25 protein-coding genes and 2 tRNA genes are annotated in these 23,204 nt (G+C 72.1%); 5 read left to right on the top strand and 22 right to left on the bottom strand.

Annotation, left to right across the window (positions count from 1 at the left end; genetic code table 11):
- The 4 genes from HUT10_RS48825 to HUT10_RS48810 form a co-directional block, all read right to left on the bottom strand.
- Positions 1–756 (bottom strand): YebC/PmpR family DNA-binding transcriptional regulator, encoded by a 756-nt coding sequence (locus tag HUT10_RS48825; protein WP_091310751.1) that lies wholly within the window; start codon positions 754–756, stop codon positions 1–3.
- Positions 757–797: 41 nt separating this feature from the next.
- Positions 798–1,415, bottom strand: a complete 618-nt coding sequence (gene pdxT, locus HUT10_RS48820) for a pyridoxal 5'-phosphate synthase glutaminase subunit PdxT (RefSeq protein WP_303247026.1) — start codon at positions 1,413–1,415, stop codon at positions 798–800.
- A 258-nt stretch (positions 1,416–1,673) separates the two neighbouring features.
- Positions 1,674–1,994 carry an AzlD domain-containing protein gene (locus HUT10_RS48815; protein WP_176177431.1) on the bottom strand — a complete coding sequence of 107 codons (321 nt, stop codon included), beginning with the start codon at positions 1,992–1,994 and terminating at the stop codon, positions 1,674–1,676.
- The gene (locus HUT10_RS48810; protein WP_176177430.1) at positions 1,994–2,686 is read right to left on the bottom strand and encodes an AzlC family ABC transporter permease; all 693 of its coding nucleotides are present in this window, start codon (positions 2,684–2,686) and stop codon (positions 1,994–1,996) included. Before HUT10_RS48810 ends, HUT10_RS48815 begins: the two co-directional genes overlap by 1 nt.
- A 68-nt stretch (positions 2,687–2,754) precedes the next feature.
- Between HUT10_RS48810 and HUT10_RS48805 the strand changes: the two genes are divergently transcribed.
- Positions 2,755–3,318 (top strand): helix-turn-helix domain-containing protein, encoded by a 564-nt coding sequence (locus tag HUT10_RS48805; RefSeq protein ID WP_176177429.1) that lies wholly within the window; start codon positions 2,755–2,757, stop codon positions 3,316–3,318.
- Here the strand turns inward: HUT10_RS48805 and HUT10_RS48800 are convergent.
- Positions 3,288–4,229, bottom strand: a complete 942-nt coding sequence (locus tag HUT10_RS48800) for an AraC family transcriptional regulator (RefSeq protein WP_176177427.1) — start codon at positions 4,227–4,229, stop codon at positions 3,288–3,290. The two genes, HUT10_RS48805 and HUT10_RS48800, sit on opposite strands and share 31 nt — an antisense overlap.
- Before the next feature lie 106 nt (positions 4,230–4,335).
- Between HUT10_RS48800 and HUT10_RS48795 the strand changes: the two genes are divergently transcribed.
- A complete protein-coding gene (locus HUT10_RS48795) occupies positions 4,336–5,256 on the top strand; it encodes an NADP-dependent oxidoreductase (RefSeq protein ID WP_176177425.1) in 921 nt (306 codons plus the stop codon).
- Between the two features lie 49 nt (positions 5,257–5,305).
- On the opposite strand, the gene pdxS is transcribed toward HUT10_RS48795, so the two are convergent.
- From pdxS to HUT10_RS48780, 3 genes are all read right to left on the bottom strand, one after another.
- Positions 5,306–6,226 carry a pyridoxal 5'-phosphate synthase lyase subunit PdxS gene (gene pdxS, locus HUT10_RS48790; protein ID WP_217709730.1) on the bottom strand — a complete coding sequence of 307 codons (921 nt, stop codon included), beginning with the start codon at positions 6,224–6,226 and terminating at the stop codon, positions 5,306–5,308.
- 89 nt (positions 6,227–6,315) lie between these two features.
- The gene (locus HUT10_RS48785) at positions 6,316–7,299 is read right to left on the bottom strand and encodes a DUF5937 family protein (protein WP_176177423.1); all 984 of its coding nucleotides are present in this window, start codon (positions 7,297–7,299) and stop codon (positions 6,316–6,318) included.
- A gap of 32 nt (positions 7,300–7,331) precedes the next feature.
- The gene (locus tag HUT10_RS48780; protein WP_254897394.1) at positions 7,332–8,732 is read right to left on the bottom strand and encodes an FAD-binding oxidoreductase; all 1,401 of its coding nucleotides are present in this window, start codon (positions 8,730–8,732) and stop codon (positions 7,332–7,334) included.
- A gap of 130 nt (positions 8,733–8,862) precedes the next feature.
- Between HUT10_RS48780 and HUT10_RS48775 the strand changes: the two genes are divergently transcribed.
- Positions 8,863–10,971, top strand: coding sequence for an elongation factor G-like protein EF-G2 (locus HUT10_RS48775; RefSeq protein ID WP_176177421.1), 2,109 nt, complete (start codon positions 8,863–8,865; stop codon positions 10,969–10,971).
- 108 nt (positions 10,972–11,079) lie between these two features.
- On the opposite strand, the gene HUT10_RS48770 is transcribed toward HUT10_RS48775, so the two are convergent.
- From HUT10_RS48770 to HUT10_RS48705, 14 genes are all read right to left on the bottom strand, one after another.
- The gene (locus tag HUT10_RS48770; protein ID WP_176177420.1) at positions 11,080–11,586 is read right to left on the bottom strand and encodes an XdhC family protein; all 507 of its coding nucleotides are present in this window, start codon (positions 11,584–11,586) and stop codon (positions 11,080–11,082) included.
- A gap of 12 nt (positions 11,587–11,598) precedes the next feature.
- Positions 11,599–11,868 carry a hypothetical protein gene (locus HUT10_RS48765; RefSeq protein WP_176177419.1) on the bottom strand — a complete coding sequence of 90 codons (270 nt, stop codon included), beginning with the start codon at positions 11,866–11,868 and terminating at the stop codon, positions 11,599–11,601.
- 33 nt (positions 11,869–11,901) lie between these two features.
- Entirely contained in the window at positions 11,902–12,153 is a 252-nt protein-coding gene (locus tag HUT10_RS48760; protein WP_176177418.1) for a hypothetical protein, read from the bottom strand.
- Complete coding sequence (locus HUT10_RS48755; RefSeq protein WP_176177417.1) at positions 12,150–12,419, bottom strand: hypothetical protein; 270 nt, start codon at positions 12,417–12,419, stop codon at positions 12,150–12,152. The genes HUT10_RS48760 and HUT10_RS48755 overlap by 4 nt, the downstream gene beginning before the upstream one ends.
- 1 nt (position 12,420) lies before the next feature.
- Entirely contained in the window at positions 12,421–12,903 is a 483-nt protein-coding gene (locus HUT10_RS48750; RefSeq protein ID WP_176177416.1) for an NUDIX hydrolase, read from the bottom strand.
- On the bottom strand, positions 12,900–14,045 hold the full coding sequence (locus HUT10_RS48745) for a glycosyltransferase family 4 protein (protein WP_176177415.1): 1,146 nt from the start codon (positions 14,043–14,045) through the stop codon (positions 12,900–12,902). Before HUT10_RS48745 ends, HUT10_RS48750 begins: the two co-directional genes overlap by 4 nt.
- A gap of 18 nt (positions 14,046–14,063) precedes the next feature.
- Positions 14,064–14,981: a phosphatidylinositol mannoside acyltransferase gene (locus HUT10_RS48740; protein WP_176177414.1), complete on the bottom strand. Its 918-nt coding sequence runs from the start codon at positions 14,979–14,981 to the stop codon at positions 14,064–14,066.
- The gene (gene pgsA, locus HUT10_RS48735; protein WP_176177413.1) at positions 14,978–15,601 is read right to left on the bottom strand and encodes a phosphatidylinositol phosphate synthase; all 624 of its coding nucleotides are present in this window, start codon (positions 15,599–15,601) and stop codon (positions 14,978–14,980) included. The genes HUT10_RS48740 and pgsA overlap by 4 nt, the downstream gene beginning before the upstream one ends.
- Positions 15,602–15,689: 88 nt before the next feature.
- Positions 15,690–16,211, bottom strand: a complete 522-nt coding sequence (locus HUT10_RS48730; protein ID WP_176177412.1) for a MarR family winged helix-turn-helix transcriptional regulator — start codon at positions 16,209–16,211, stop codon at positions 15,690–15,692.
- A gap of 62 nt (positions 16,212–16,273) precedes the next feature.
- Positions 16,274–16,816 carry an HIT domain-containing protein gene (locus tag HUT10_RS48725; protein WP_176177411.1) on the bottom strand — a complete coding sequence of 181 codons (543 nt, stop codon included), beginning with the start codon at positions 16,814–16,816 and terminating at the stop codon, positions 16,274–16,276.
- On the bottom strand, positions 16,813–18,840 hold the full coding sequence (thrS, locus tag HUT10_RS48720) for a threonine--tRNA ligase (RefSeq protein WP_176177410.1): 2,028 nt from the start codon (positions 18,838–18,840) through the stop codon (positions 16,813–16,815). The genes HUT10_RS48725 and thrS overlap by 4 nt, the downstream gene beginning before the upstream one ends.
- Positions 18,841–18,973: 133 nt before the next feature.
- Positions 18,974–19,588 (bottom strand): malonic semialdehyde reductase, encoded by a 615-nt coding sequence (locus tag HUT10_RS48715; RefSeq protein WP_176177409.1) that lies wholly within the window; start codon positions 19,586–19,588, stop codon positions 18,974–18,976.
- Between the two features lie 196 nt (positions 19,589–19,784).
- On the bottom strand, positions 19,785–21,305 hold the full coding sequence (locus tag HUT10_RS48710) for a sugar transferase (protein ID WP_176177408.1): 1,521 nt from the start codon (positions 21,303–21,305) through the stop codon (positions 19,785–19,787).
- A gap of 813 nt (positions 21,306–22,118) precedes the next feature.
- Positions 22,119–22,190, bottom strand: a tRNA-Val gene (locus tag HUT10_RS48705).
- A 390-nt stretch (positions 22,191–22,580) separates the two neighbouring features.
- On the opposite strand from HUT10_RS48705, the gene HUT10_RS48700 reads away from it, so the two are divergent.
- Both HUT10_RS48700 and HUT10_RS48695 read left to right on the top strand, forming a co-directional pair.
- Positions 22,581–23,006 carry an SsgA family sporulation/cell division regulator gene (locus HUT10_RS48700; RefSeq protein ID WP_013227152.1) on the top strand — a complete coding sequence of 142 codons (426 nt, stop codon included), beginning with the start codon at positions 22,581–22,583 and terminating at the stop codon, positions 23,004–23,006.
- A gap of 112 nt (positions 23,007–23,118) precedes the next feature.
- A tRNA-Gly gene (locus tag HUT10_RS48695) sits at positions 23,119–23,191 on the top strand.
- Positions 23,192–23,204 lie beyond the last annotated feature (13 nt).

Here is a 23,204-nt window from a genome sequence, read left to right as displayed (position 1 = left end):
TCACCCGACTTCGGCGAGCACCTCGTCCGAGACGTCGAAGTTGGCGTACACGTTCTGGACGTCGTCGCAGTCTTCGAGGGCGTCGATCAGCTTGAAGACCTTCTTCGCGCCGTCCGCGTCGAGCGGGACGCTCACCGAAGGCAGGAACGTCAGGTCGGCCGACTCGTATTCGAAGCCGGCGTCCTGCAGCGCCTTGCGGACCGGGACCAGGTCGGTCGCCTCGGAGACGATCTCGAAGCTCTCGCCGAGGTCGTTGACCTCTTCGGCACCGGCGTCGAGGACCGCCATGAGGACGTCGTCCTCGGCCGCGTCACCCTTGGGCATCAGCACGACGCCCTTGCGGTTGAACAGGTAGGCCACCGAACCCGGGTCGGCGAGCGAGCCGCCGTTGCGGGTCAGCGCGGTCCGGACCTCCGACGCGGCGCGGTTGCGGTTGTCGGTGAGGCATTCGATCAGGACGGCGACGCCGTTCGGGCCGTAGCCTTCGTAGGTGATGGTCTGCCAGTCGGCGCCACCGGCCTCTTCACCGGCGCCGCGCTTGCGGGCGCGCTCGATGTTGTCCTGCGGGACCGAGTTCTTCTTGGCCTTCTGGATGGCGTCGTAGAGCGTGGGGTTGCCGTCCGGGTCGCCACCACCGGTGCCCGTGCGGGCGGCCACCTCGATGTTCTTGATCAACCGCGCGAAGAGCTTGCCGCGCTTCGCGTCGAGGTTGGCCTTCTTGTGCTTCGTGGTGGCCCACTTGGAGTGGCCGCTCATCTCTCCTCCATCTGTTCCGTACCCCGGCCGGGCACCGCGTCTCAGGCAGCCTTTCGCACGAGGTCGACGAACAGCCGGTGCACCCGCACGTCGGGCGTGAGTTCCGGGTGGAACGCGGTCGCCAGCACCGCCCCTTGCCGGACCGCGACGATCCTAGCGGTGTCGTCGTCCACGCCCGGCACACCGCTGACGGTGGCCAGCACCTCGACGTCGTCACCGGCCTTCTCGACCCAGGGAGCGCGAATGAAGACGGCACGGACTTCGCCGTCCACGCCGGCGAAGTCCAGGTCGGCCTCGAAGGAGTCGACCTGCCTGCCGAAGGCGTTGCGCCGCACGACGACGTCGAGCCCGCCGAGCTGCTGCTGGTCGGGCCGCCCGTCGAGGGTCTGCCGGGCCAGCAGGATCATCCCGGCGCACGAGCCGAAGGCGGGCATGCCCTCGGCGATCCGCGCCCGCAGGGGCTCCAGCAGTTCGAAGCTCTCCAGCAGCCGCGACATCGTGGTCGACTCGCCGCCGGGCAGCACCAGGCCGTCCACTTCGGACAGCTCGGCGGCCCGCCGGACGGGCACGGCCCGCGCACCCGCTTCGGCCAGCATGGCGACGTGCTCCCGCACGGCACCCTGCATGGCGAGCACACCGATGACCGGTTCCGACGACACTCCTGCCACCCGACCTCCCGAAAGACCTTCCCACCAGCCTAGACGCACCGGCCGGACGCCTTACCGGCAGGTCAGCCCCGGTCCCGCGGCCCACCCTCCCCGTGCCCGGCGGGGCATCACGCGTGACTGGGCGGGCATCACGTGTGTCCGGCGGGGCATCGGGGTGATGCCTCTCCGATCACGCGTGATGCCCCTCGGATCACGCGTGGAGCCCGGCTGGTCACGGGTGATGCCTCTTTCGGCACGTCGACGTCCGGGTCAGGGGACGCCGGCCAGCCTCAGCAGGGCGGCCGTGGCCGCGGCGGCGACCACCACCAGCGCGAACGGGGCCTTCCGCCAGGCCAGCACCCCGGCCACCAGCACCCCGGCCGGCCGGGCGATGCCCGCGAAGCCGTGGCCCTCGGTCAGCGCGCTGACCGCGACCAGCGCCGCCAGCAGGACCACCGCCGCCAGTGCCATCAGCCGCTCGACCCGGGGTGTCAGCTTCACCCGGCTGCGCAACGCCGGCCCCGCGAAGCGGAAGGCGAACGTGCCCACGGCCAGCACCGCGGTGGCGACCAGCAGTTCCGTCCCGTCCATCAGCGCGCCTCCTCCAGCTCCGGTTCCTTGGCGGCGACGCCGGCGAGCACCCCGGCCAGTGCGAGCAGCACCGGCAGCCCGGCAGGCAGGAACGGTGTCGCGGCCAGGGCGACCAGCACCCCGATCAGCACCGGCAGCCGGGCCGCCTTGTCCCGCAGCGAGGGCAGGACCAGGGCCAGCAGCACCGCCGGGAACGCCGCGTCGAGGCCGAACGCGTCCGTGTCGCTGATCGCCGTTCCCGCGTACGCGCCGGCGACCACGCCGATGTTCCAGCTGGCGAACAGGCCGATCCCGCAGGCCCAGTAGGCCGCGCGACGGCGGTGCACCTCGCGCTCGGCCAGCGCGAACGCGACCGATTCGTCGATCATCAGGTGACTGCCGGCCAGCCGCGCGGCCCACCGCTTGCCCAGCACGTCGCCGAGCGCGAAGCCGAACGGCAGGTGCCGCGCGTTGGCCAGCAGCCCGGCCAGCACCGCGGCGAACGGGTTGCCGCCCGCGGCCACGATCCCGACGAACATGAACTGCGACGCACCGGCGAAGACCAACAGCGACATCAGCATCGGCAGCCACAGCGGGAAGCCGGAACTCACCGCGATGGCGCCGTAGGACACGCCCACGAGACAATCGGCGAGACAGACCAGGCCGATGTCACGGGCGAGGGCCCGATCGAGTGTTCGCCATATCGAACGCATGTGTTCTATGGTGAACGGTAGGCCACGTGTTCGTCAAGGCGAACAGACAGACCGATGGAGCGAACGCCATGTCGCAGGAAACCACCGGGGCGCCGCTGGACATCATCGCGGCGTCGCTGCGCCGCGAGCGGACCCGAGCGGGGCTGTCCCTGACCGAGGTCGCGCGCCGCGCCGGCCTGGCCAAGTCGACGCTCTCGCAGCTGGAGTCCGGCACCGGCAACCCCAGCGTCGAGACGCTGTGGGCGCTCGGCGTCGCTCTGGACGTGCCGTTCTCCCGGCTGGTCGAACCCGAACGGCCCAAGGTCCGCGTGGTCCGGGCGGGCAAGGGGCCGACGGTGTTCGCCGAACACGCCGACTACGCCTGCACGCTCCTGTCGGCCTGCCCCACCGGCGCGCGCCGCGACATCTATGTCGTCCGCGGAGAGCCGGGCACGCCCCGGCGCTCCGACCCGCACATGACCGGGGTGGTCGAGCACATCGTGCTGTGCGCGGGCCGGGCCCGCATCGGCGTCATGGACGACCCGGAGGAACTGCTGCCCGGGGACTACATCTGCTACCCCGGCGACGTCCCGCACATCTTCGAAGCCCTGGAGCCGGGCACCTACGGCGTCGAGATCTCCGAATACGTCTGAGCCTTCGACGCGCGCCAGCGCCCGGGCGGCGTCCCGTGGTGGCGCTTGAACGCGGCGGCGAACGAGAACTCCGACGAGTACCCCAGTGAGTGCGCGATCGCGGCCAGCCCGGCGTCGCCGTCGCGCAGCTGCTCGCGCGCCAGCGCCATGCGCCAGTCGGCGACGTAGGTCAGCGGGGCCACGCCGAGCAGCCCGGTGAACCGCCGGGCGAACGTCGCGCGGGAAAGCGCTGCCTCGTCGGCGAGGTCGGCGACCGTCCACGCGCGCGCCGGGGCCTCGTGCACCGCACGCAGGGCCGCCCCCACCGCCGGGTCGTCCATCGCGCGGAACCACGCCGGCGCGGTCTGCACGTCGGCGGCGAGCTGTTCGCGCAGCACCTGGACCAGGACGACGTCGAGCAGGCTGTCCAGCAGCGCCTGCTGCCCCGGCGCGTCGCGCAGGATCTCGGAGGCGAACACGTCGAGGACCGCGCGCAGGCTCGACCCGGCTCGCGGGCGCACCACGGTCAGGTCCGGCAGCCCGGCGAGCAGCCCCGCGCACAGCTCGCCCTCGAAGGTGTACGCGCCGCAGAAGAACGTGGTCGGGTCGCCCGCGGCCGCGCCGAACCGCATCCGGCGCGTGCCCGCGCCCGGTTCGGCCGGGTGGTAGAGGAACGGCTCGACACCGGCGCCCGGCGTGTGGGCCATGAACTGCCGGACCGGACCGCGGACCAGGACGACGTCGCCGGGCAGCACGTGGCGGGCGCGGGCGGGGTCTTCGGTCCACGCGAAGGCCTCGCCGCCGAGGATGCCGTGGATCGCAAGCTTGGCGCCGGTCGGGAACTCGATGCCCCAGTCACCGCGCGCCGTGGAGTGCGAAAAGGCGGCACCGCGGGCTCGTGAGCGCTGCAGCAGATCTGTGAGGACGTCCACGCGATGAGACGATCGCATATTTCTTCGCGTGAATCCAGCATGGATCATGCCGCGCACTTCCGGTTCCCTGGTCTTCAGGAACAAGGAATCCGGAAGGAGGGGCGAGATGCCCCAGGCAGTGCGGTTCGACCACTACGGCGACATCGACGTCCTGGAGGTGCGGGACGTGCCGCGGCCGGCACCGGCCGCGGACGAGGTGCTGGTGCGCGTGCGCGCCGCCGGGATCAACCCGGGCGAGAACTCGATCCGGATCGGCGCGCTCCACGAGCGCTGGCCCGCGACGTTCCCGTCCGGCGAGGGCAGCGACCTGGCCGGCGTGGTCGAAGAAGTCGGCTCCGAGGTCCGCACCTGGTCCGCCGGCGACGAGGTGATCGGCTGGGTGGACACCCGCGGCAGCCACGCGGAACTGGTCGTCGTCCCGGCCGCCCAGCTCGTGCCGCGGCCCCCGTCGGTGCCGTGGGAGGTCGGCGGCTCGCTGTTCGTCGCGGGGGCCACCGCGCACGCGAACGTGCAGGCCGTCGGGGCCGGACCGGGCGACACGGTGGTCGTCGCGGGCGCCGCGGGCGGGGTCGGTTCGCTGACCGTGCAGCTGCTGCGCCACGCCGGGGCGACGGTCATCGGCCTGGCGGGCGAGGGCAACCACGCCTGGCTGCGCGAGCACGGCGTGCTCCCGGTGGTCTACGGCGACGGCGTGCCGGACCGGATCCGCGCGGCGGCGCCGAGCGGGGTCGACGCGTTCGTCGACAACTTCGGCGACGGCTACGTCGACCTGGCGCTGGAACTCGGCGTGGCGAAGGACCGGATCAACACGATCATCGACTTCGCCGGCGCGGCCCGCACCGGCGTCAAGGCCGAAGGGATGGCCGGGTCCTCGACCGTCGAGGTGCTGGGCGAGCTCGTCAAGCTGGTGGCGGCGGGCGAACTCGAGGTCCCGATCGCCGCGACCTACCCGCTCGCCGAGGTCCGCGAGGCCTACCGCGACCTGATGCGCCGCCACTCACGCGGCAAGATCGTGCTCATCCCCTGAGGCCGGGCGGGCCCGTGGACGGCTCGTCCACGGGCCCCCGGCGGAAGGATCACCAGCCGCGCTCGGCGAGGCGGTGCGGTTCCGGCAGTTCCTCGACGTTGATGCCGACCATCGCCTCGCCCAGGCCGCGCGAGACCTTGGCCAGCACGTCCGGGTCGTCGTAGAAGGTCGTCGCCTTGACGATCGCCTCGGCGCGCTGGGCCGGGTTGCCGGACTTGAAGATGCCCGAGCCGACGAACACGCCCTCCGCGCCGAGCTGCATCATCATCGCCGCGTCGGCCGGGGTGGCGATGCCGCCCGCGGTGAACAGCACGACCGGGAGCTTGCCGGCCTCGGCGACCTCCTTCACCAGCTCGTACGGCGCCTGCAGCTCCTTGGCCGCGACGAACAGCTCGTCCTCGGGCAGGTTCTGCAGGCGGCGGATCTCCTGGCGGATCTTGCGCATGTGCGTGGTGGCGTTGGAGACGTCGCCGGTGCCGGCCTCGCCCTTGGAGCGGATCATCGCCGCGCCCTCGGTGATCCGGCGCAGGGCCTCGCCGAGGTTGGTCGCGCCGCAGACGAAGGGGACGGTGAACGCCCACTTGTCGATGTGGTTGGCGTAGTCGGCCGGGGTGAGGACCTCGGACTCGTCGACGTAGTCCACGCCGAGGGACTGCAGGACCTGCGCCTCGACGAAGTGGCCGATGCGGGCCTTGGCCATCACCGGGATCGAGACGGCTTCGATGATGCCGTCGATCAGGTCGGGGTCGCTCATCCGGGCGACGCCGCCCTGGGCGCGGATGTCGGCGGGCACGCGTTCGAGGGCCATCACCGCGACCGCGCCGGCGTCTTCGGCGATCTTGGCCTGCTCGGCGGTGACCACGTCCATGATCACGCCGCCCTTGAGCATCTCGGCCATGCCCCGCTTCACCTTGGCGGTGCCGGTGACGGACTGGACGGTGCCACTGGGGGTGGTCTGCTGCTCGGACACGACGGGGCCTTTCCACAAGGAGAACGGGGGTGACGAGTCCGAGGGTAGGTCGGCGGTGGACCCTTCAGGCAGGCCAGTGCGCGGCTATCTCAGCAGTCCACTTCGCCGGTGCCCGCGACCAGGGCTTCCGCCGGCGCCGTGCGCGCGTAGAGCACGTGACGTCCGGCACGATGCCGGCTGACCAGGCCCGCGGCGTTGAGTATGCCGAGGTGCTGGGACACCGCCCCGGCGCTCAGGCCGGTCCGCCGGGCCAGTTCCGCGGTGGACGCCGGGGCGGCCAGTTCGGCCAGCAGCAGCGCCCGCCCGCGGCCCACCACGGCGGCCAGTGCGCCCGGCGCGGTGGCCGTGCCGGTCTCCCACAGCGTGGCGATCCCGCGCGGCGGGTAGCGCAGCACCGGCTGCCAGCGCGTGTCGGTCTTGGAGAACACCCGCGGCCAGACGAACGCCGAGGGCACCAGCACGAGGCCGCGCCCGTCGAGCGGGACGGCGGCGTGCAGGTGCCGGTGCGCCACCGTGAGCGTGCCGCCCTGCCAGCGGACCAGCGGGGTCAGGTCGTTGAACAGCTCGGCGGCCCCACCCTGGGCCAGCAGCCGCGACAGGTACAGCACGTCGGCTTCGAGCAGCGCGCGGATGCGCGGCCAGTCGGGGGCCAGCACGAGGTGCCAGTACTGCTCCATCAGCGTCGCGAGCCGCTCGAGGCCCGCCTCGGGCTCGCGGTGGAAGCGGGTCAGCGCGGGCGTGCGCGGCCCGGCCATCGCGTCCAGCTCGCGCCGGACCAGGCGGGCGGGCACGTCCCGCAGGTCGGCGAGCTCGTCGGCCAGCTCGGGCAGCGGCGTCGACGGCGTGCCGGCCAGGAACCCGGGCAGGTGGCGCAGCGGGACGAGCTCGCGCAGCAGCCCGATGTCGAGACCGGCCCCGGCCAGCGCGGCGGTGGCGCGCTTGATCCACGGCAGGTGCAGCGCGTGCTGCCCCGGGGAGTTCAGGACGCGGACGCTCGCGACGATCTCCCAGGCCGGGGAGAACGCGAACCGGGTGTGCGCCAGGTCCTCTGTGGAGAATGCCAGGTCGAGCACGCGCTGCCTCTCTGCCCGGAGTCGGGGGCAGTCTAAGTCTCTCCGATGTGGACAGTCGAGCGGGGCGCCGCGAGGCCTTGCGGGAACGTGAAAATCCCTTCGGGGTCGTACTTCCGGGCGATGGCGCGCAGCCGCGGGAGGTTCACCCCGTAGTACGCCTGCGCCCAGTCCGGCATGTCCGGGTCGAGGTAGTTGACGTACCCGGTGGTGCCGAACTCCGGCCCCAGCCCGTCCCGCACGGCGGCCAGCGCACGCCGGGCCCCCGCTTCGCCGCCGTCGGCGGGTGCCGCGTCGTGCAGGAACTGGAAGCTGGCCAGTGCGCTCCGGTGCGGGAAGGCGGTTTCCCGGGCGCCGACGCGCGCGATGGCACCACCGGCGGAGTCGATGAGCGTGGTGACGCCCGGCTCGCGGGTCACCACTTCGGTCACCGCCGCCGGGTCGGCGGCCGCCCGCGTCAGCATGCGCGAAGTGCCGGTGTAGGCCTCGCGCAGGGCCGGCCGGGAGTCCCGGACGTCGAAGGAGCGCACCGCGCTCAGGTGGTCGAGCACCCGGGTCCGCCGGGCGGACGGCCGGGCGCCGGTCCGGCGGACGAGCTCGTCCAGCAGGCCGTTCAGCCGGGTTTCGGGACCGAGGAACGTCCCGGCGAGCGCGGTGCGGCCGGGCGCGAACTCGATGCCGGACCACAGCTCGTCCGGCATCCCGGGCAGCCAGTCCTGCCAGGCACCGAACAACGCGGCCCGCGCGGCGGCCGGGAACTCCAGCGTGTAGGTGGCGAGGTCGGCGGCGGGGACGGTGCGGAAGGTGAACCCGGTGACGATCCCGAAGTTCCCGCCGCCCCCGCCGCGCAGCGCCCAGAACAGGTCCGGTTCCGCCGTCGCCGAAACCGTGCGCACCCGGCTGTCGGCGGTGACGACCCGTGCCGCCTCGAGGTGGTCGCACGTCAGCCCGTACATCCGGTCGACAACGCCGATCCCGCCGCCGAGGGTGAGCCCGGCGATGCCGACGGCCCCGCACAGACCGGCGGGCAGCACCCGGCCGGCGGCGGCGAGCGTCGCCGCGACCGGGCCGAGGCGGGTCCCGGCGCCGAGCACCACCCGCCCGTCCGGCCGCACCTTGATGCCGGAAAACCGGCCCAGGTCCACGACGATTCCGCCGTCCACTGTGGAGTAGCCGGGGTAGCTGTGCCCGCCGGCGCGGGCGGCGACCGGGAGACCGTGCCGGGCCGCGAAACCGACGGCGGCCTGGACGTCCTCGACGCGCGCCGCGCCGACGACGGCGGCGGGCCTGCGGTCGTCGAACATCGTGAAGAACGCCCGCCGGGCGGTCGCGTAGCCCGGTTCACCCGGGCGGAACAGCGGGCCGGCCAGCCGCCCGCGCAGGCGCTCCCAGTCGGCCGCCGAGGGGAACGCCGCGCCGGAAGCCGCTCTGTCCATGCCGCTCCCCCTCTGCCGGCGCCTCCGGGGCATTCGGCTGGTCCCGGAGACCCTGCCTTGCCGTGACCAGGGTAGCGGGTGTGTGATCGAGGACACATCCCGTACACCAGCCGTTCGCCGAGGAGTCGTCATGGCAGACAAACAAGCCAAGAACGCCGACACCGGGGCCGCCGTCGCTGTGGACGACCCCGCCAAGGTCCGCAACGTCGTGCTCGTCGGCCCGGCCGGGTCCGGGAAGACCACCCTCGCCGAAGCCCTGCTCGCCGCCTCCGGCACGGTGCCGCGGGCGGGCTCGGTGGTCGACGGCACGACGGTGTGCGACCACGACCCGGCGGCGGTGCGCCAGCAGCGCTCGGTCGGCCTGTCGGTCGCGCCGGTGCTACACCAGGGCCACAAGATCAACCTGATCGACACGCCCGGGTACGCGGACTTCGTCGGGGAGCTGCGGGCCGGGCTGCGGGCGGCCGACGCGGCCCTGTTCGTCGTCTCCGCCGCCGAGGGCGTCGACGCGGCGACGGTGGCGGTGTGGGAGGAGTGCGCCGCGGTGGGGATGCCGCGCGCGGTCGTCGTCTCCCGGCTCGACCACCACCGGGCCGACGCGATGGCCGAGATCGCCGCCTGCCAGGCCGCCTTCGGCGCCGGCGTGCTGCCGCTGTACCTGCCGGCGGCCGACGGCCTGGTCGGGCTGATCACCCAGCGGTACTTCGACTACTCCCGCGGGCACCCGCCGACGATCGGCGAGCCCGCGGCGGCCGACCTGGAACGGCTGGCCGAGGCCCGCAACGAGCTGATCGAAGGGATCATCGCCGAGAGCGAAGACGAGACACTGATGGACCGGTACCTCGCCGGCGAGGAGATCGCGGAGGCCACCCTCATCGCCGACCTGGAGACCGCGGTCGCGCGCGGGTCCTTCCACCCGGTCATCCCGGTCTGCTCGACCAGCGGGCTCGGCCTGGCCGAGGTGCTCGACGGCATCGTCCGCGCGTTCCCCTCGCCGCTGGAGCACCGGCCACCCGACGTCACCACGCCGGACGGCGGCGAGCACGCCGCCATCACCGCCGACCCCGCGGGCCCCCTCGCCGCGGAGGTCGTCCGGACGGCCGTGGACTCCTACGTCGGCCGGGTGTCACTCGTCCGGGTGTTCTCCGGGACGCTGCGCCCCGAGCGGCCGGTGCACGTGTCCGGGCACGGGCTCGCCGAGCGCGGCCACGAGGACCACGACGCCGACGAGCGCGTCGCGCACCTGTACTCGCCGCTCGGTTCCTCTTTGCGGGAGGTGCCCTTCTGCGTCGCGGGCGACCTGTGCGCGCTGACGAAGGTCGGCTCGGCGGAGACCGGCGACACCGTCTCCTCCCCCGACGACCCGCTGCTGATGGAGCCGTGGGCGATGCCGGAGCCGCTGCTGCCGGTGGCCGTCGTCGCGAAGACCCGCAGTGACGAGGACACGTTGGCGCGCAACCTGTCCCGGCTCGTCGCCGGCGACCCGACGCTGCGGCTGGACCGCAACGCCGAGACCGGCCAGCTGGTGCTGTGGTGCATGGGCGAAGCCCACGCCGACGTCGTGCTCTCGCGGCTGCGCGCGGGCGGCGCGGACGTCGACACCGAACCGGTGCGGATCAGCCTGCGCTCGACGTTCAGCAAGCCGGCCAAGGGCCACGGGCGGCACGTCAAGCAGTCCGGCGGGCACGGCCAGTTCGCCGTCTGCGACATCGAGGTCGAGCCGCTGCCGCGGGGCGGCGGGTTCGAGTTCGTGGACAAGGTCGTCGGCGGCGCGGTGCCGCACCAGTTCATCCCGAGCGTGGAGAAGGGGGTGCGGGCCCAGCTGGCGCGCGGGCTCGCCGACGGGCACCCGGTGGTCGACGTCAGGGTGACACTGGTCGACGGCAAGGCGCACAGCGTGGACTCCTCGGACGCGGCGTTCCAGACGGCGGGCGCGCTGGCCCTGCGGGAGGCCGCGGCGAACGGGCACATCACGATGCTGGAACCCCTGGAGGAGGTGGCGATCCGGCTGCCGGACGAGCACCTGGGCACGGTACTGGGCGACCTGTCGTCCCGCCGCGGCCGCGTCCTGGGCACCGAGGCGGGCGAGGGCGGCCGGACGGTGATCCGCGCCGAGGTCCCGGCCACGGAGCTGGTCCGCTACCTGATCGACCTGCGCTCGATGACCTCGGGCACGGCGACGTTCACCCGCCGCCACGCGAGGTTCGAGCCGATGCCGGAAGGAATGGCGGTCCACTAGCCGGATCTCGCGTGATCGAGCCCGTGACTCGCGTGATTGAAGCCGTTCCGCCCCGGATCACGCGAGTCACGGCTTCAATCACGCGGGTCACGGCTCCGATCACGCGAGTTACGTGAAGTCGAAGCCGCCGGGGCGGTTGTTGCGGTCGGCCACCAGGCCCGCGAGGGTGGCCAGGGCGATCTCCGGCGGCGTGCGGGAGCCGATGTTCAAGCCCACCGGGCGGTGGACGCGGGCGATGTCGGCCTCGGACACACCCAGCCCCTGCAGGGCGGCGACGTGCGGGCCCGGGTGACGCGGGTTGCCGAGCACCCCGACCCACCGCGGGTTCCCCTCGAGCGCGGCCTTGAGCACCGCGCCCAGCTCCGGCCGGTGGTGGTCGGTGACGACCACGTCGGCCGACGCGTCGAGCCGCGGCAGGGCGGTGTCCGCCTCGAAGCCCTCGGGGACGTCGGTGACGCGCGCGGGATCGGGCTCGAACAGCGCCACGTGGTAACCGAGCTCGCGAGCGAACTTCAGCAAGAACCGGGAAACCGGCGAGGCGAACACCGCCACCAGGGTCCGCACCCCCGGGTCGGCCGGAGCCGTGCCGTGGGCGACGTCGCAAGTCTCACTCATGCCGCCAGTGTGTCAGCCGCCGACCTGCTCGCCCACCGTCACGCGGAACTGCCACACGTCCGTCCGGCCCTTCACCAGCACCAGGTACCCATCGCCCACCCGCAGCACGACCCGCTTCTGCGGTGACGACGGCCGCGGCGGCCGGTGCTGCTTGGCCAGCAGGTACGCCTCGTCGAACGCGGTGTCGCGATCCGGGTACCCCGCCGCGTCGGCGACGCCCCAGCCGCGGCCGTCGCCCGCGCCGCCCTGCTCTTCGATGACCACCCACCACGTCGCACCCATGCCGCTTCCGACGCGGCCCGGACGCGGTCGGTTTCACACCTCTTCGAGCACGCTCAGCCGGAAGTGGAACGTCTTCGTCCGGCCTTCGACGATCACCACGTACCCGCCCGGGCCCCGCAGGACCTTCCGGGACTTCGGCGCCCACGGGAAGGCCGGTTCGTACTCGCGCGCCAGCCGGAGCGCCTCGGCCTCGGCGGTCTCCTGGTCGGCGTAGGAAAACGTCTCCGACAGCGACCAGTTCCGCTCCGAGGTGCGCTGCTCCTCGACCACCACCCACCAGGTCATTCCGGCTCCGTCACGGTCTCGCCGAGCGTCACGCGGAAGTGGAACGTCTGCGTCCGGCCGGTCGCGATCACCAGGTACCCGTCGCCGACCCGCAGCACCTTCCGCTCCTTCACCCCCGACGGGTGCACCGGCTCGTGCGAGAAGGCCAGCCGCCGGGCCAGCTCGTCGGCGTGCTCGCGATCGCCGCCCGCCGGCTTCGTCTTCGTGACGTTCCAGGCGCGCGCGTCCCCGCCGCCGCGCTGCTCCTCGACGACCACCCACCACATGTCAGACCTCCGGCTCCGCGAACTCGAAGTACTCCGGCAACGGCGCGGTCCCCGCCAGGCGGAAGTACCGCACCTTCCGCCGCCGCCGCAGGCGCAAGGTGTCGCGGACGGCGTCGTTGTGGACGCGGCGGGCGATCACCACGCGGTGTTCCGCGTCGGTCAGCTCCTCGGCCAGCTCGGCCGGCAGCACCGTCCGGTCGACGCGCCCCAAGACCAGCGTCAGCTCGTTCTCCGCGGCTTCGCGTTCGGCCCGCGGCGCCGCTTCCGCCCGTTCGGCCGACGTCCGCAGCCCGGTGTCGCCCAGCACCGCCGCGACCGCGCGGGCCACCACCGCCCGCCGGGCCAGCGCCGCGTCGAGCGCGGCCCAGCCGGCGTCCGTGCGGACGTGCAGCCGGTCGAGCCGGTTCGCCGTCGCGACCAGGAACAGCCCGCCCAGCACCACGACCAGGGCGAGCAGCGGGAGCAGCCAGCCGAGCACGCTCACCGGGCGAGCTCCCCCTCCGGCGCCGCGACCCGCCGGGGGTCGGCGGCGACGGCCGTCTCGTAGACGCGCAGCACCTGCGTGGCCACCACCGACCAGTCGTACATCGTGACGCGCTCCCCCGCCGCCGCGGCCAGCGACGCCCGGCGCGCCGGGTCGCCGAGCAGCTCGCGCAGCCCGTCCGCGAGCGCGGCCGGGTCGCCGGTCTCGACGAGCAGCCCGGCGCGGCCGTCGTCGAGCACCCGCCGGAACGAGTCGAGCCCGCTGGCCAGCACCGGCGTCCCGGCCGCCATCGCCTCGGTGAGGATCATCCCGAAGCTCTCGCCGCCGGTGTTCGGCGCGCAGTAGACGTCGACGCTGCGCAGCGCCTGGGCCTTGACGTGGTCGTCGACCTGCCCCAGCAGCTCCAGGTGCGGGGCCAGCTCGGGCCCGGCGTCCCGGCGCAGCTGCTCGGCGTCCCCGCGGCCGACCACGACCAGCCGCAGGTCCTCGAACTCCGGCAGGATCAGCCGCAGCGCCGCCAGCAGGACGCCCATGCCCTTGCGCGGCTCGCCGAACCGGCCGACGAACCCGACCGTGCCCCCGGCCCGCGGGTAGCCCGGGAGCGGTACGGCCGAGGAGAAGAATTCGACGTCGACGCCGTTGGGGATCTCCACGGCGTCGCCGCCGGCGTGCTCGACCTGGACACGGCGGGCCAGCGCGGACACCGCGATCCGGGCCGTGATCTTCTCCAGCAGCGGCCGCAGCACCGGCTGGAACGCCGACAGCGTGCGCGACCGCGTGGTCGCGGTGTGGAACGTCGCCACGATCGGGCCGTCCGCGATGAGCAGCGCCAGCAGGGACAGGCTCGGCGCGGCGGGCTCGTGCAGGTGCAGGACGTCGAAGTCGCCTTCGCGGATCCAGCGGCGTACGCGCGCGTAGGACACCGGGCCGAACTGCAGCCGCGCGACCGAGCCGTTGTACGGGATGCCGAGCGCCTTCCCGGCCGGGTGCACGAACTCCGGCAGCTCCGCGTCCTCGTCCGCGGGCGCCAGCACGGACACCTCGTGCCCGCGCGCGAGCAGCGCCTTCGTCAGGTCGATGACGTGCCCCTGGACCCCGCCCGGCACGTCGAAGGAGTAGGGGCACACGATCCCGATTCGCATCGGCCGCGTGGCCACCGCTCAGCTCGCTTCTTCGAGGCTTGCCTGCTCGGCGGCCTCGAGGTCGGCGGGCCAGAACTTCTGCACCATGTGCCAGTCGGCCGGGTGCGCGGCGATGTCGCCGGCGAAGATGTCCGCCAGTGCCTGGGTCGCGGCCGGGACCTCGGCCCGCGCGGTGACCCGGATCCGCGGGTGCAGCCGGATCTGCCAGCCGTCCTCGGTGAACCAGCAGCCGGCCGGGATCAGCGCGGCCCCGGTCGTCGCCGCCAGCCGGGCCGGGCCGCCGGGGAAGCGGGCCTTCTCGCCGAAGAACTTCACCGGGATGCCGCTGGTGGTCAGGTCGCGGTCGCCGACCAGGCAGACGGCCTTGTTCTCGCGCAGGCGCTTCAGCAGCACGCGCATCGCCGAGCTGTCACCGGTGAGGGGGACGATCTCGAAGCCGAGCGACTCCCGGTACTCGACGAACCGGCGGTAGAGCGACTCGGGCTTGAGCCGTTCCGCCACGGTGGTGAAGCCGCCGAGGTAGTCGGCCAGCCAGACGCCGGCGACGTCCCAGTTCCCGCTGTGCGGCAGCGCCATCACCGCGCCGTTGCCCTCGGCCAGCGCCGCGTCGAGGTTCTCCACGCCGGTGATCGACGCCGCGACCTTGGCGCTGACCTCCTTGTGGTCCATCGACGGCAGCCGGAACGTCTCGTGCCAGTACCGGGCGTACGAACGCATCGCGCGCCGCGTCAGCTCGTCCATCTCGACCGGATCGGCCTGCGGCACGACGCGGGCGAGGTTCGCGCGCAGCTGCCGCACGCCCCCGCCGTCCCGGCGGACGGCCAGGTCCGCCCCGAGCGAGAAGACGGCGCCCCCGAACCCGGCGGGCAGCCACCCGGCGAGCTTCCACCCGGCCGCGTAGCCGAAGGCGCTCAACCGCTCGCTCAGCCTGCTCATGCCGGCTGCTCCCCGGCGGCCGCGCGGGCCGCTTTCGCCACCGCGGCGAAGCGCTGGAGCAGCGTGACGACCGATCCGGCGGCGAGCAGCCAGAGCGTCACGTCCACGGTGTACGGAATGCCGAAGCCGTGCAGGCCGGTGCCGACCAGCGCGATGATCAGCCGTTCGGCGCGCTCGACGAGCCCGCCGTCGACCGGCAGGCCGGAAGCGTCGGCCCGGGCCTTGACGTAGGAGATGACCTGGGCGAGGACCAGGCACAGCAGGGCCGCGGCGGCGGCCGGGCGGTTGTCGTCGACGACGAAGCACCACCACGCGATGGCGGCGAAGAGGGCCCCGTCGACCAGGCGGTCGCAGGTCGCGTCGAGCACCGCACCGAACGGGGTGCCGTAGCCGCGGGCCCGGGCCATGGCGCCGTCGAGGACGTCGAGCATGGCGAAGCCCCACACCGTGAAGGTGCCCCACAGCAGGTGATCGGCCGGGAAGAAGACCAGCGCGCAGACGACCGCGCCGGCGGTGCCGAACACGGTCATCACGTTCGGGGTCAGCCCGGCGCGGACCAGCGCCTGGCCGATCGGATCGGTGACGCGGGAAACGGAGGCACGCGCGAAGATATTGAGCATCGGTTCGTCGAGGCACCTGGCTACGAGGGGCGGGTGGGCGAATGCAGCCTATCCACCCGCCTCGGTGAACCCGACGCGCCGCCCCGGGTCAGCCCGATTTCGTGAGCTGGCCCTCGTGCTCCCGCGCCTCTTCGGCGGCCACCGCGGCGGCGCACTTCGGCGACAGCTGACGGCGGATGGCGGCGCTGATCTCCCCGAGCGCCGTCACCTGCTCCGGCGTCAGCGGGTCGAACAGGCTCTCCCGGACGGCCTCGACGTGCCCCGGCGCGGCCGCTTCGAGCGCGGCGAACCCGGCGTCGGTCAGCACCGCCCAGGCGCCGCGCTTGTCGGTCGGGCAGGCCTCGCGGCGGACCCAGCCGTTCGCCTCCAGCCGCGCGACGGCGTGGGACAGGCGGCTGCGGGACGCCTGCCGGGCGTCGGCGAGCTCGCTCATCCGGAGCCGGCGGCCGGGCGCTTCGGAGAGGGCGACGAGGACTTCGTAGTAGGTGTGCGGCATGCCCGAGTCGTGCTGCAGCTGGGCTTCGAGGTGCGCGCTGAGCATGCGGGTGGCCGCGTTGAACTCACGCCAGACGCGCTGTTCGTCGTCGCTGAGCCATCGGGTTCCGGACATAACCCCATCATACTCTCGGTTGAACACTCAATCAGGAGTTTTCGCGGGTCACGGCCTCCGCGTCACCAGGCGTCGGCCAGCAGGTCCCGCGTCTCGGCCAGCAGCTGCGGGAGCACCTTCGTCTGGCCGATGACGGGCATGAAGTTCGCGTCGCCACCCCACCGCGGCACCAGGTGCTGGTGCAGGTGCGCGGCGATGCCCGCGCCCGCGATGTGGCCCTGGTTCAGGCCGATGTTGAACCCGTGGGCGCCGGACACCGCGCGGATCACCTTCATCGCGTGCTGCGTGAACTCGGCGAGCTCGCGGGTCTCCTCGACCGTCAGCTCGGTGTAGTCCGCGACGTGCCGGTACGGCACCACCATCAGGTGGCCGGGGTTGTACGGGTACAGGTTCAGCACCGCGAACACGACCTCGCCGCGGGCGACGATCAGGCCGGTCTTGTCGTCCAGCGAAGGGATCCGGCAGAACGGGCAGCCGGTGTCGCCGTCGTCGTCCGGCTTGTCCTGGCCCTTGATGTAAGCCATCCGGTGCGGGGTCCAGAGGCGCTGGAACGCGTCCTGGACCCCGACGCCCTGCTGCTCGACGAGCTCGGGACCCTCACTCACCGAACGACCGTCTCCAGCGCCTCGGCCGACGGCGAGGCGTTTTCGCGGCGGGCGACCCACTCCGCGATCGCCTCGACCGCCTTGGCCACCGGCACGCCGTTGATCTGGCCGCCGTCGCGGAAGCGGAACGACACCGCGCCCGCCTCGACGTCCTTCGCGCCGGCCAGCAGCATGAAGGGCACCTTCTGCGTGGTGTGCGTGCGGATCTTCTTCTGCATCCGGTCGTCGCTCGCGTCGACCTCGGCGCGGATCCCCTTGGCGCGCAAGGCCTTCTCGACGTCCTGCAGGTACTCGACCTGGTCGGCGGTGATCGGGATGCCGACCACCTGCACCGGCGAGAGCCACGCCGGGAACGCGCCCGCGTAGTGCTCGGTCAGCACGCCGAAGAAGCGCTCGATCGAACCGAACAGCGCGCGGTGGATCATGATCGGCCGCTGGCGCGAGCCGTCCGGCGCGGTGTACTCGAGCTCGAACCGCTTGTTCTGGTTGAAGTCCAGCTGGATGGTCGACATCTGCCAGGTGCGGCCGATGGCGTCCTTGGCCTGCACCGAGATCTTCGGGCCGTAGAAGGCGGCGCCGCCCGGGTCCGGGACCAGCTCGAGGCCGGAGTCGATCGCCGCCTGCCGCAGCGTCTCGGTGGCCTCCTCCCACTCCCAGTCCTCGCCGATGAACTTGTCGGAGTCACCGCGGGTGGACAGCTCGAGGTAGAAGTCGGAGAGGCCGTAGTCGGCGAGCAGGTCGAGGACGAACTTCAGCAGCGACTTGAGCTCCCCCGGCATCTGCTCCTTGGTGCAGTAGATGTGGGAGTCGTCCATCGTCAGCCCGCGCACGCGGGTGAGGCCGTGCACCACGCCCGACTTCTCGTAGCGGTAGACGGTGCCGAACTCGAACAGCCGCAGCGGCAGCTCGCGGTAGGACCGCCCGCGCGAGCGGTAGATCAGGTTGTGCATCGGGCAGTTCATCGCCTTGAGGTAGTAGTTCTCCTCGTCGAACTGCACCGGCGGGAACATCGTGTCCGCGTAGTACGGCAGGTGGCCGGAGGTGTGGAACAGCTCGCCCTTGCTGATGTGCGGGGTGTTCACGAACTCGTAGCCCGCCTCCTCGTGGCGGCGGCGCGAGTAGTTCTCCAGCTCGCGGCGGATGATGCCGCCCTTCGGGTGGAACACCGGCAGGCCGGAGCCGATCTCCTCGGGGAAGGAGAACAGGTCCAGCTCGGCGCCGAGCTTGCGGTGGTCGCGGCGCTCGGCCTCGGCGATGCGCTCGAGGTAGGCGTCCTGGGCCTCCGCGGACTCCCACGCCGTGCCGTAGATCCGCTGCAGCTGCGGGTTCTTTTCACTACCCCGCCAGTACGCGGCGGCGACGCGGGTGAGCTTGAACGCGGGGATGAACTTCGTCGTCGGCACGTGCGGGCCGCGGCAGAGGTCACTCCAGACACGTTCTTTGGTGCGCGGGTCGAGATTGTCGTAGATGGTGAGTTCGCCCTCGCCCACCTCCATCACCTCGGAGGTGTCCACTTCGGACTTGAGGTCGACGAGCTCGAGCTTGAACGGCTCGTCCGCGAGCTCCTTCTTGGCCTCGTCGACGGAGTCGAACACGCGCCGGGAGAACTGCTGGGCACCCTTCACGATCTGCTTCATGCGCTTCTCGAGCGCCTGCAGGTCCTCCGGGGTGAACGGCTTGTCGACGGCGAAGTCGTAGTAGAAGCCGTCCTTGACCGGCGGGCCGATGCCCAGCTTGGCGTCCGGGAACTGCTGCTGCACGGCTTGGGCGAGCACGTGCGCCGCCGAATGGCGGATGACGCTGCGGCCGTCCTCGGTGTTCGCGGCGACCGGCTCGACCTCGGCGTCGGCTTCCGGCGCCCAGGCGAGGTCGCGCAGCTTGCCGTCGGCGTCGCGGACCACGACGACCGTGTCCTCGCCCTTGGTCGGCAGACCGGCTTCGCGGACCGCCGCGCCCGCCGTAGTGCCCGCCGGTACCACCACGCGGGAGGCGGCCACGGGGGAAACGGGGGGCGACTGCGACACGATCGGCTCCTCAAGCTGGAGTGACAGAGATGACGCCGTCGATGCTAGTCGGCGGCCCTCGCGCGCCTCACGCGCGTGGCGCGAACGCCGGACGGGCCGCCTCCGGCTCCGGAGACGGCCCGTCCGAGCGGCGTCAGAGGGTTTCGACGACCTGCTCGAAGTCCAGCCGCGGCAGGCGGTCGAACCAGGGGTTCTCGCCCGGCTTGCCGACGTTCACGACGACCAGCGAGCGCCACTTCTTGTCGGCGAAGAACTCGTCGTCGACGCCCTGGGCGTCGAAGCCGGTCATCGGGCCGGCGGCCAGGCCGGCGGCGCGGACGCCGATGATGAAGTAGCCGACCTGCAGCAGCGAGTTCAGCTTGGAGAACTCGACGCGGCCCTGCTCGTCGGCGAAGTTGTCCTTCACGTGCGGGGCGTGCGGGAAGACCTGCGGGATGTTCTCGTGGAAGTCGACGTCCGCGGCCAGCACGACGGTCAGCGGGGCGGCTTCGGTCTTGTCCCGGTTGCCCGGGGCCATGTGCGGGAGCAGGCGGGCCTTCGCCTCGGCGGTCCGGAGCACCAGCGCGCGCAGCGGCTGGGTGTTCATCGACGTCGGGGCCCACTTGACGAGGTCGTAGATCGCGCGGACCTGCTCCTCGGTCACCGGCTCGGAGCTGAAACTGTTGGCCGTGCGGGCCTCGCGGAACAGCAGGTCCTGGACGTCCGCGGGGAGGGCGATGGCCTCGGTCTGCTCGGCAAAGGTGGTCATGGGGCTGGGCTTCCTTCCGTTGGGTCGGTACCCCGTGCAACCAGGTTGAGCGTTAAACTATTTCGCGTTCAACCAGTTGCGTGGATCACAGCCCGCACCGGCCTGCTCACCCGATCGATACCCCCGGGAACGGGCACGGCCGCCGGCTCCCTCGGCGGGAACCGGCGGCCGTGGCGCGCGGCGCGGCGGAGACGGGTCAGTAGGCGCCCTGCCCGCCCATCACCGCGCGGAAGGTCTTCCAGAGGATCACCAGGTCCAGCGCGAGGGACCAGTCCTCGACGTACCGCAGGTCCAGGCGGATGCTCTCGGCCCACGTGAGGTCGCTGCGCCCGCTGACCTGCCAGAGGCCGGTGAGGCCCGGCTTCACGAGCAGCCGGCGGCGCGCGTCGGGGGCGTACTGCTCGGTTTCCTCCGGCAGCGGCGGCCGCGGACCGACGAGCGACATCTTCCCGGAGAGGACGTTGAACAACTGCGGTACCTCGTCGAGCGAATACCGGCGCAGAAAACCACCCACGCGGGTGATACGCGGGTCGCGCTTCATCTTGAAAAGCGGACCGGCTCCCTCATTTTCGGCAGCCAGCTTCTTCTTGATTTCGTCGGCATTGGTGACCATGGTGCGGAACTTCAGCATGGTGAACGACGCTCCGTCACGGCCGACGCGGCGCTGCCGATAGATGACGGGGCCGCGGTCGTTGAGCTTGATCGCCACCGCGATCACCAGCAGCAGCGGGGACAGCAGGGTGAGCAACAGCGCCGAGCCGCAGCGGTCGACGATCTCCTTCACCACCCGGCGGCCGCCGGTGAACATCGGCGCGGTGACCCGCAGCAGGGGCATGCCGAGCACGCCGGTGACGTTGAGCCGGGGCCCGGCGACCTCCATCAGCACGGGCGCCACCACCATCTCCGCGCCGGTGCCCTCCATGTCCCAGGCCAGCCGCTGCAGCCGCTTCGGCGTCCAGTACTGGTCGGCGGTGATGGCCACGACCCGGTAGCCGCCGCGGCGCACGTGCCGGGACAGCTCGTCCAGCCTGCCGACCACCGGGACGCCGTCGATCTCGCCGCTGTCGCGGTCTTCGCCGTGGCCGCTGAACGTGCAGGCGGCCTCGACGCGCCAGCCGACGTGCACCTCGGAACGGGTGCGGGCGATCAGGTCGGCGACGGTTTCCGGGCTGCCCGCGGCCATCACCGGCAGCAGGCAGAGTCCCTTGGCGCGCTTGCGGTGCAGCACCTGGCGCAGCAGGTAGCGCTGCGGGAAGGCGACCAGCGCGATGGCCGGGACGACGACGAACACCCAGACCTGGACCTCGAGCGCGCCGAACAGCAGGCCGCCGAGGGCGACCAGCACCGCGGCGGTGATGAAGCCGCGGCCGAGCGTGCGGTACTCCTCCGCGCCTTCGCCGAGCACCCGCGGGCTCCACGCCCGGCTGGCGGGCAGCGAGACGAACACCGCGAGGATGGTGCCGAAGGCGTGCATGTCGTGCGGGGCAACGCGATCGATGACGAACGCGCTGATCGCGATCACCAGCAGCGTGATGAACACGTCGCTGCCGATGACCCAGGCTCTGTACCGCGCTTCCCAGGCCGCGGGCCACGCCTTGGCGGCCGGGCCGCCGTCCTCGGGGTGGTCGTCCCGCTTGGCGGGACGCGGGATGGCCTGGAGGTCGATGTGCGGCGGTGGCTGGCTCACCGTGTACGAAGGCCGCACCGACTCTTCCATCTGACCTCCCGGACTGGATCCAATTGAGCCGCAGGCACGCAGCGTCACCGGAGATGACTTCGGAGAGTCACGGCATATCGGTGGTCGCGCAGAGCCCGCGGAGGCTTCACACGGCAAGTTATCGGCGGCTCTCTCGGCAGTGTTACAAGGATTTCCAGCCACATGCTGCGTGCGATCCCCGACAGAAAATGGCCGGAAGATAACAAGATGAAGACAATGGGTTATACGGCGTATCCCTGGTGAAAATTACGTTCTGTAACGAATGGAACGTTGCCCGCACTCGGGTGGACCAAGCACCGCCGAACGGCCCAGCGCATCCTTCAGGGCTCTACTGTGGACACTGCGGCGGCGAGCGATCCACAGTGGACCGGAGCGGGGCGCCGAACGCCGGCTCAGGAGCCCGCCGGACACCGACAGTGACATTCGCCGGTTGACCGTCACGCGCGATGGTTCTGTCGCACGTCGCCGCCGGACGGCCGCGCGCCCAGGACGTGCCCAGGATCACATCGACCTCCCGAGGGGTGACGTTCGACAGAAAGCCACCGCGGCGGCCGGGTTCGAAGGCAGGTTCGGCGGGCCCCCGCGGCGGGGGCGCGAACCGCTCTCGCAAGCAGATACGGATGATCCGAACGGATCGTTCACTCCGCTTGGGCTACGCCGGGCCTGCGCGCCGGCCCCCGGCTCCGAAAGGCGACCCGACCTGGGGGTCCGGGGGCTTGCCCCCGGCGGGGGCGTGGGGGCTCGGCCCCCACAAGACACGACGAAGAGAGCCCTGCTTGCGCATTCCGCAAGCAGGGCTCTCGTCTATCTGAGTGGGCGATACTGGGATCGAACCAGTGACCTCTTCGGTGTGAACGAAGCGCTCTCCCGCTGAGCTAATCGCCCGCTCGCTGTGTTGCAAGAACTCTAGCCTACGACTTTCAGGCGCCTGCAAACGGGTGGTCCTGTCCGACCACACTCCGCTTACCGGCGAGTACGGAACGCACAACCCCGAGCTAGCCGGGGTTGTGCGAGCAGGGGGCCGCCTGACGCCACGTTCGACATCCGTGCGACGGTGCTATCCCCGGGCGACTAAACCGCGCAGTATGGAGGCGTGGGCCCCGCGGGGCGCGCCGGTCAATTGCGCGCCGCGGGTGGTCACGGGGTGGAGACGGGGGCCGAAGAGCCCGGACGGGTGATCTGCGGCGCACCCGCGACGGAATCGGCCTCCTGGTGCGTCCAAGCAGTGACGCCCTCGGCCGGGCCGGGCCGGGAAGGGAGACGAAGGGTAGGACGATGCGCAACGATCACGTGACGCTCCGCTCGACGGCGGTCTTCGACCTGCTGGCGCCGCGGACTCCCGCGGTTCCGGTCAAGGTGGAGCTGCGCTACGACACACGCGACCCGTACGCGGTCGTCGCCGCCTTCCGCACCGGCCGCGCCGGCTGGGTCGAGTGGGTGTACGCACGTGACCTCCTCGCGGACGGCCTCCTGGCCGACGCGGGTGACGGCGACGTCCGCATCCGCCCGTCGGTCGAGGACCCCGAAGCGGTCCTGATCGAGCTGAACTCGCCGTCCGGGCACGCCATGTTCGAGGCGTCCGCCCAGGAGCTGGCCGACTTCCTCGACCGGACGTACGACGTGGTCCTCCCGGGCAACGAGCACCTGTGGGTCGACGTCGACGACGCGCTCACCCACCTCATCCCCCACGATCTGGCCTGATGACGGCCTTGCAACGGCACAGTGACACCCCGGTGTCGGAGCCGTTTCCGGGGTCCGATATGGTTTTCCCACACCACGGCGACGGGGACTCGGGTTCCCGGAGCTGAGGAGTGCGGATGTAGCGCAGCTGGTAGCGCATCACCTTGCCAAGGTGAGGGTCGCGGGTTCGAATCCCGTCATCCGCTCGGTAGGCCCTCG

The sequence above is a fragment of the Amycolatopsis sp. Hca4 genome (assembly GCF_013364075.1).
Taxonomy (GTDB): domain Bacteria; phylum Actinomycetota; class Actinomycetes; order Mycobacteriales; family Pseudonocardiaceae; genus Amycolatopsis.
This window is presented reverse-complemented; position numbering and strand designations above follow the sequence as displayed.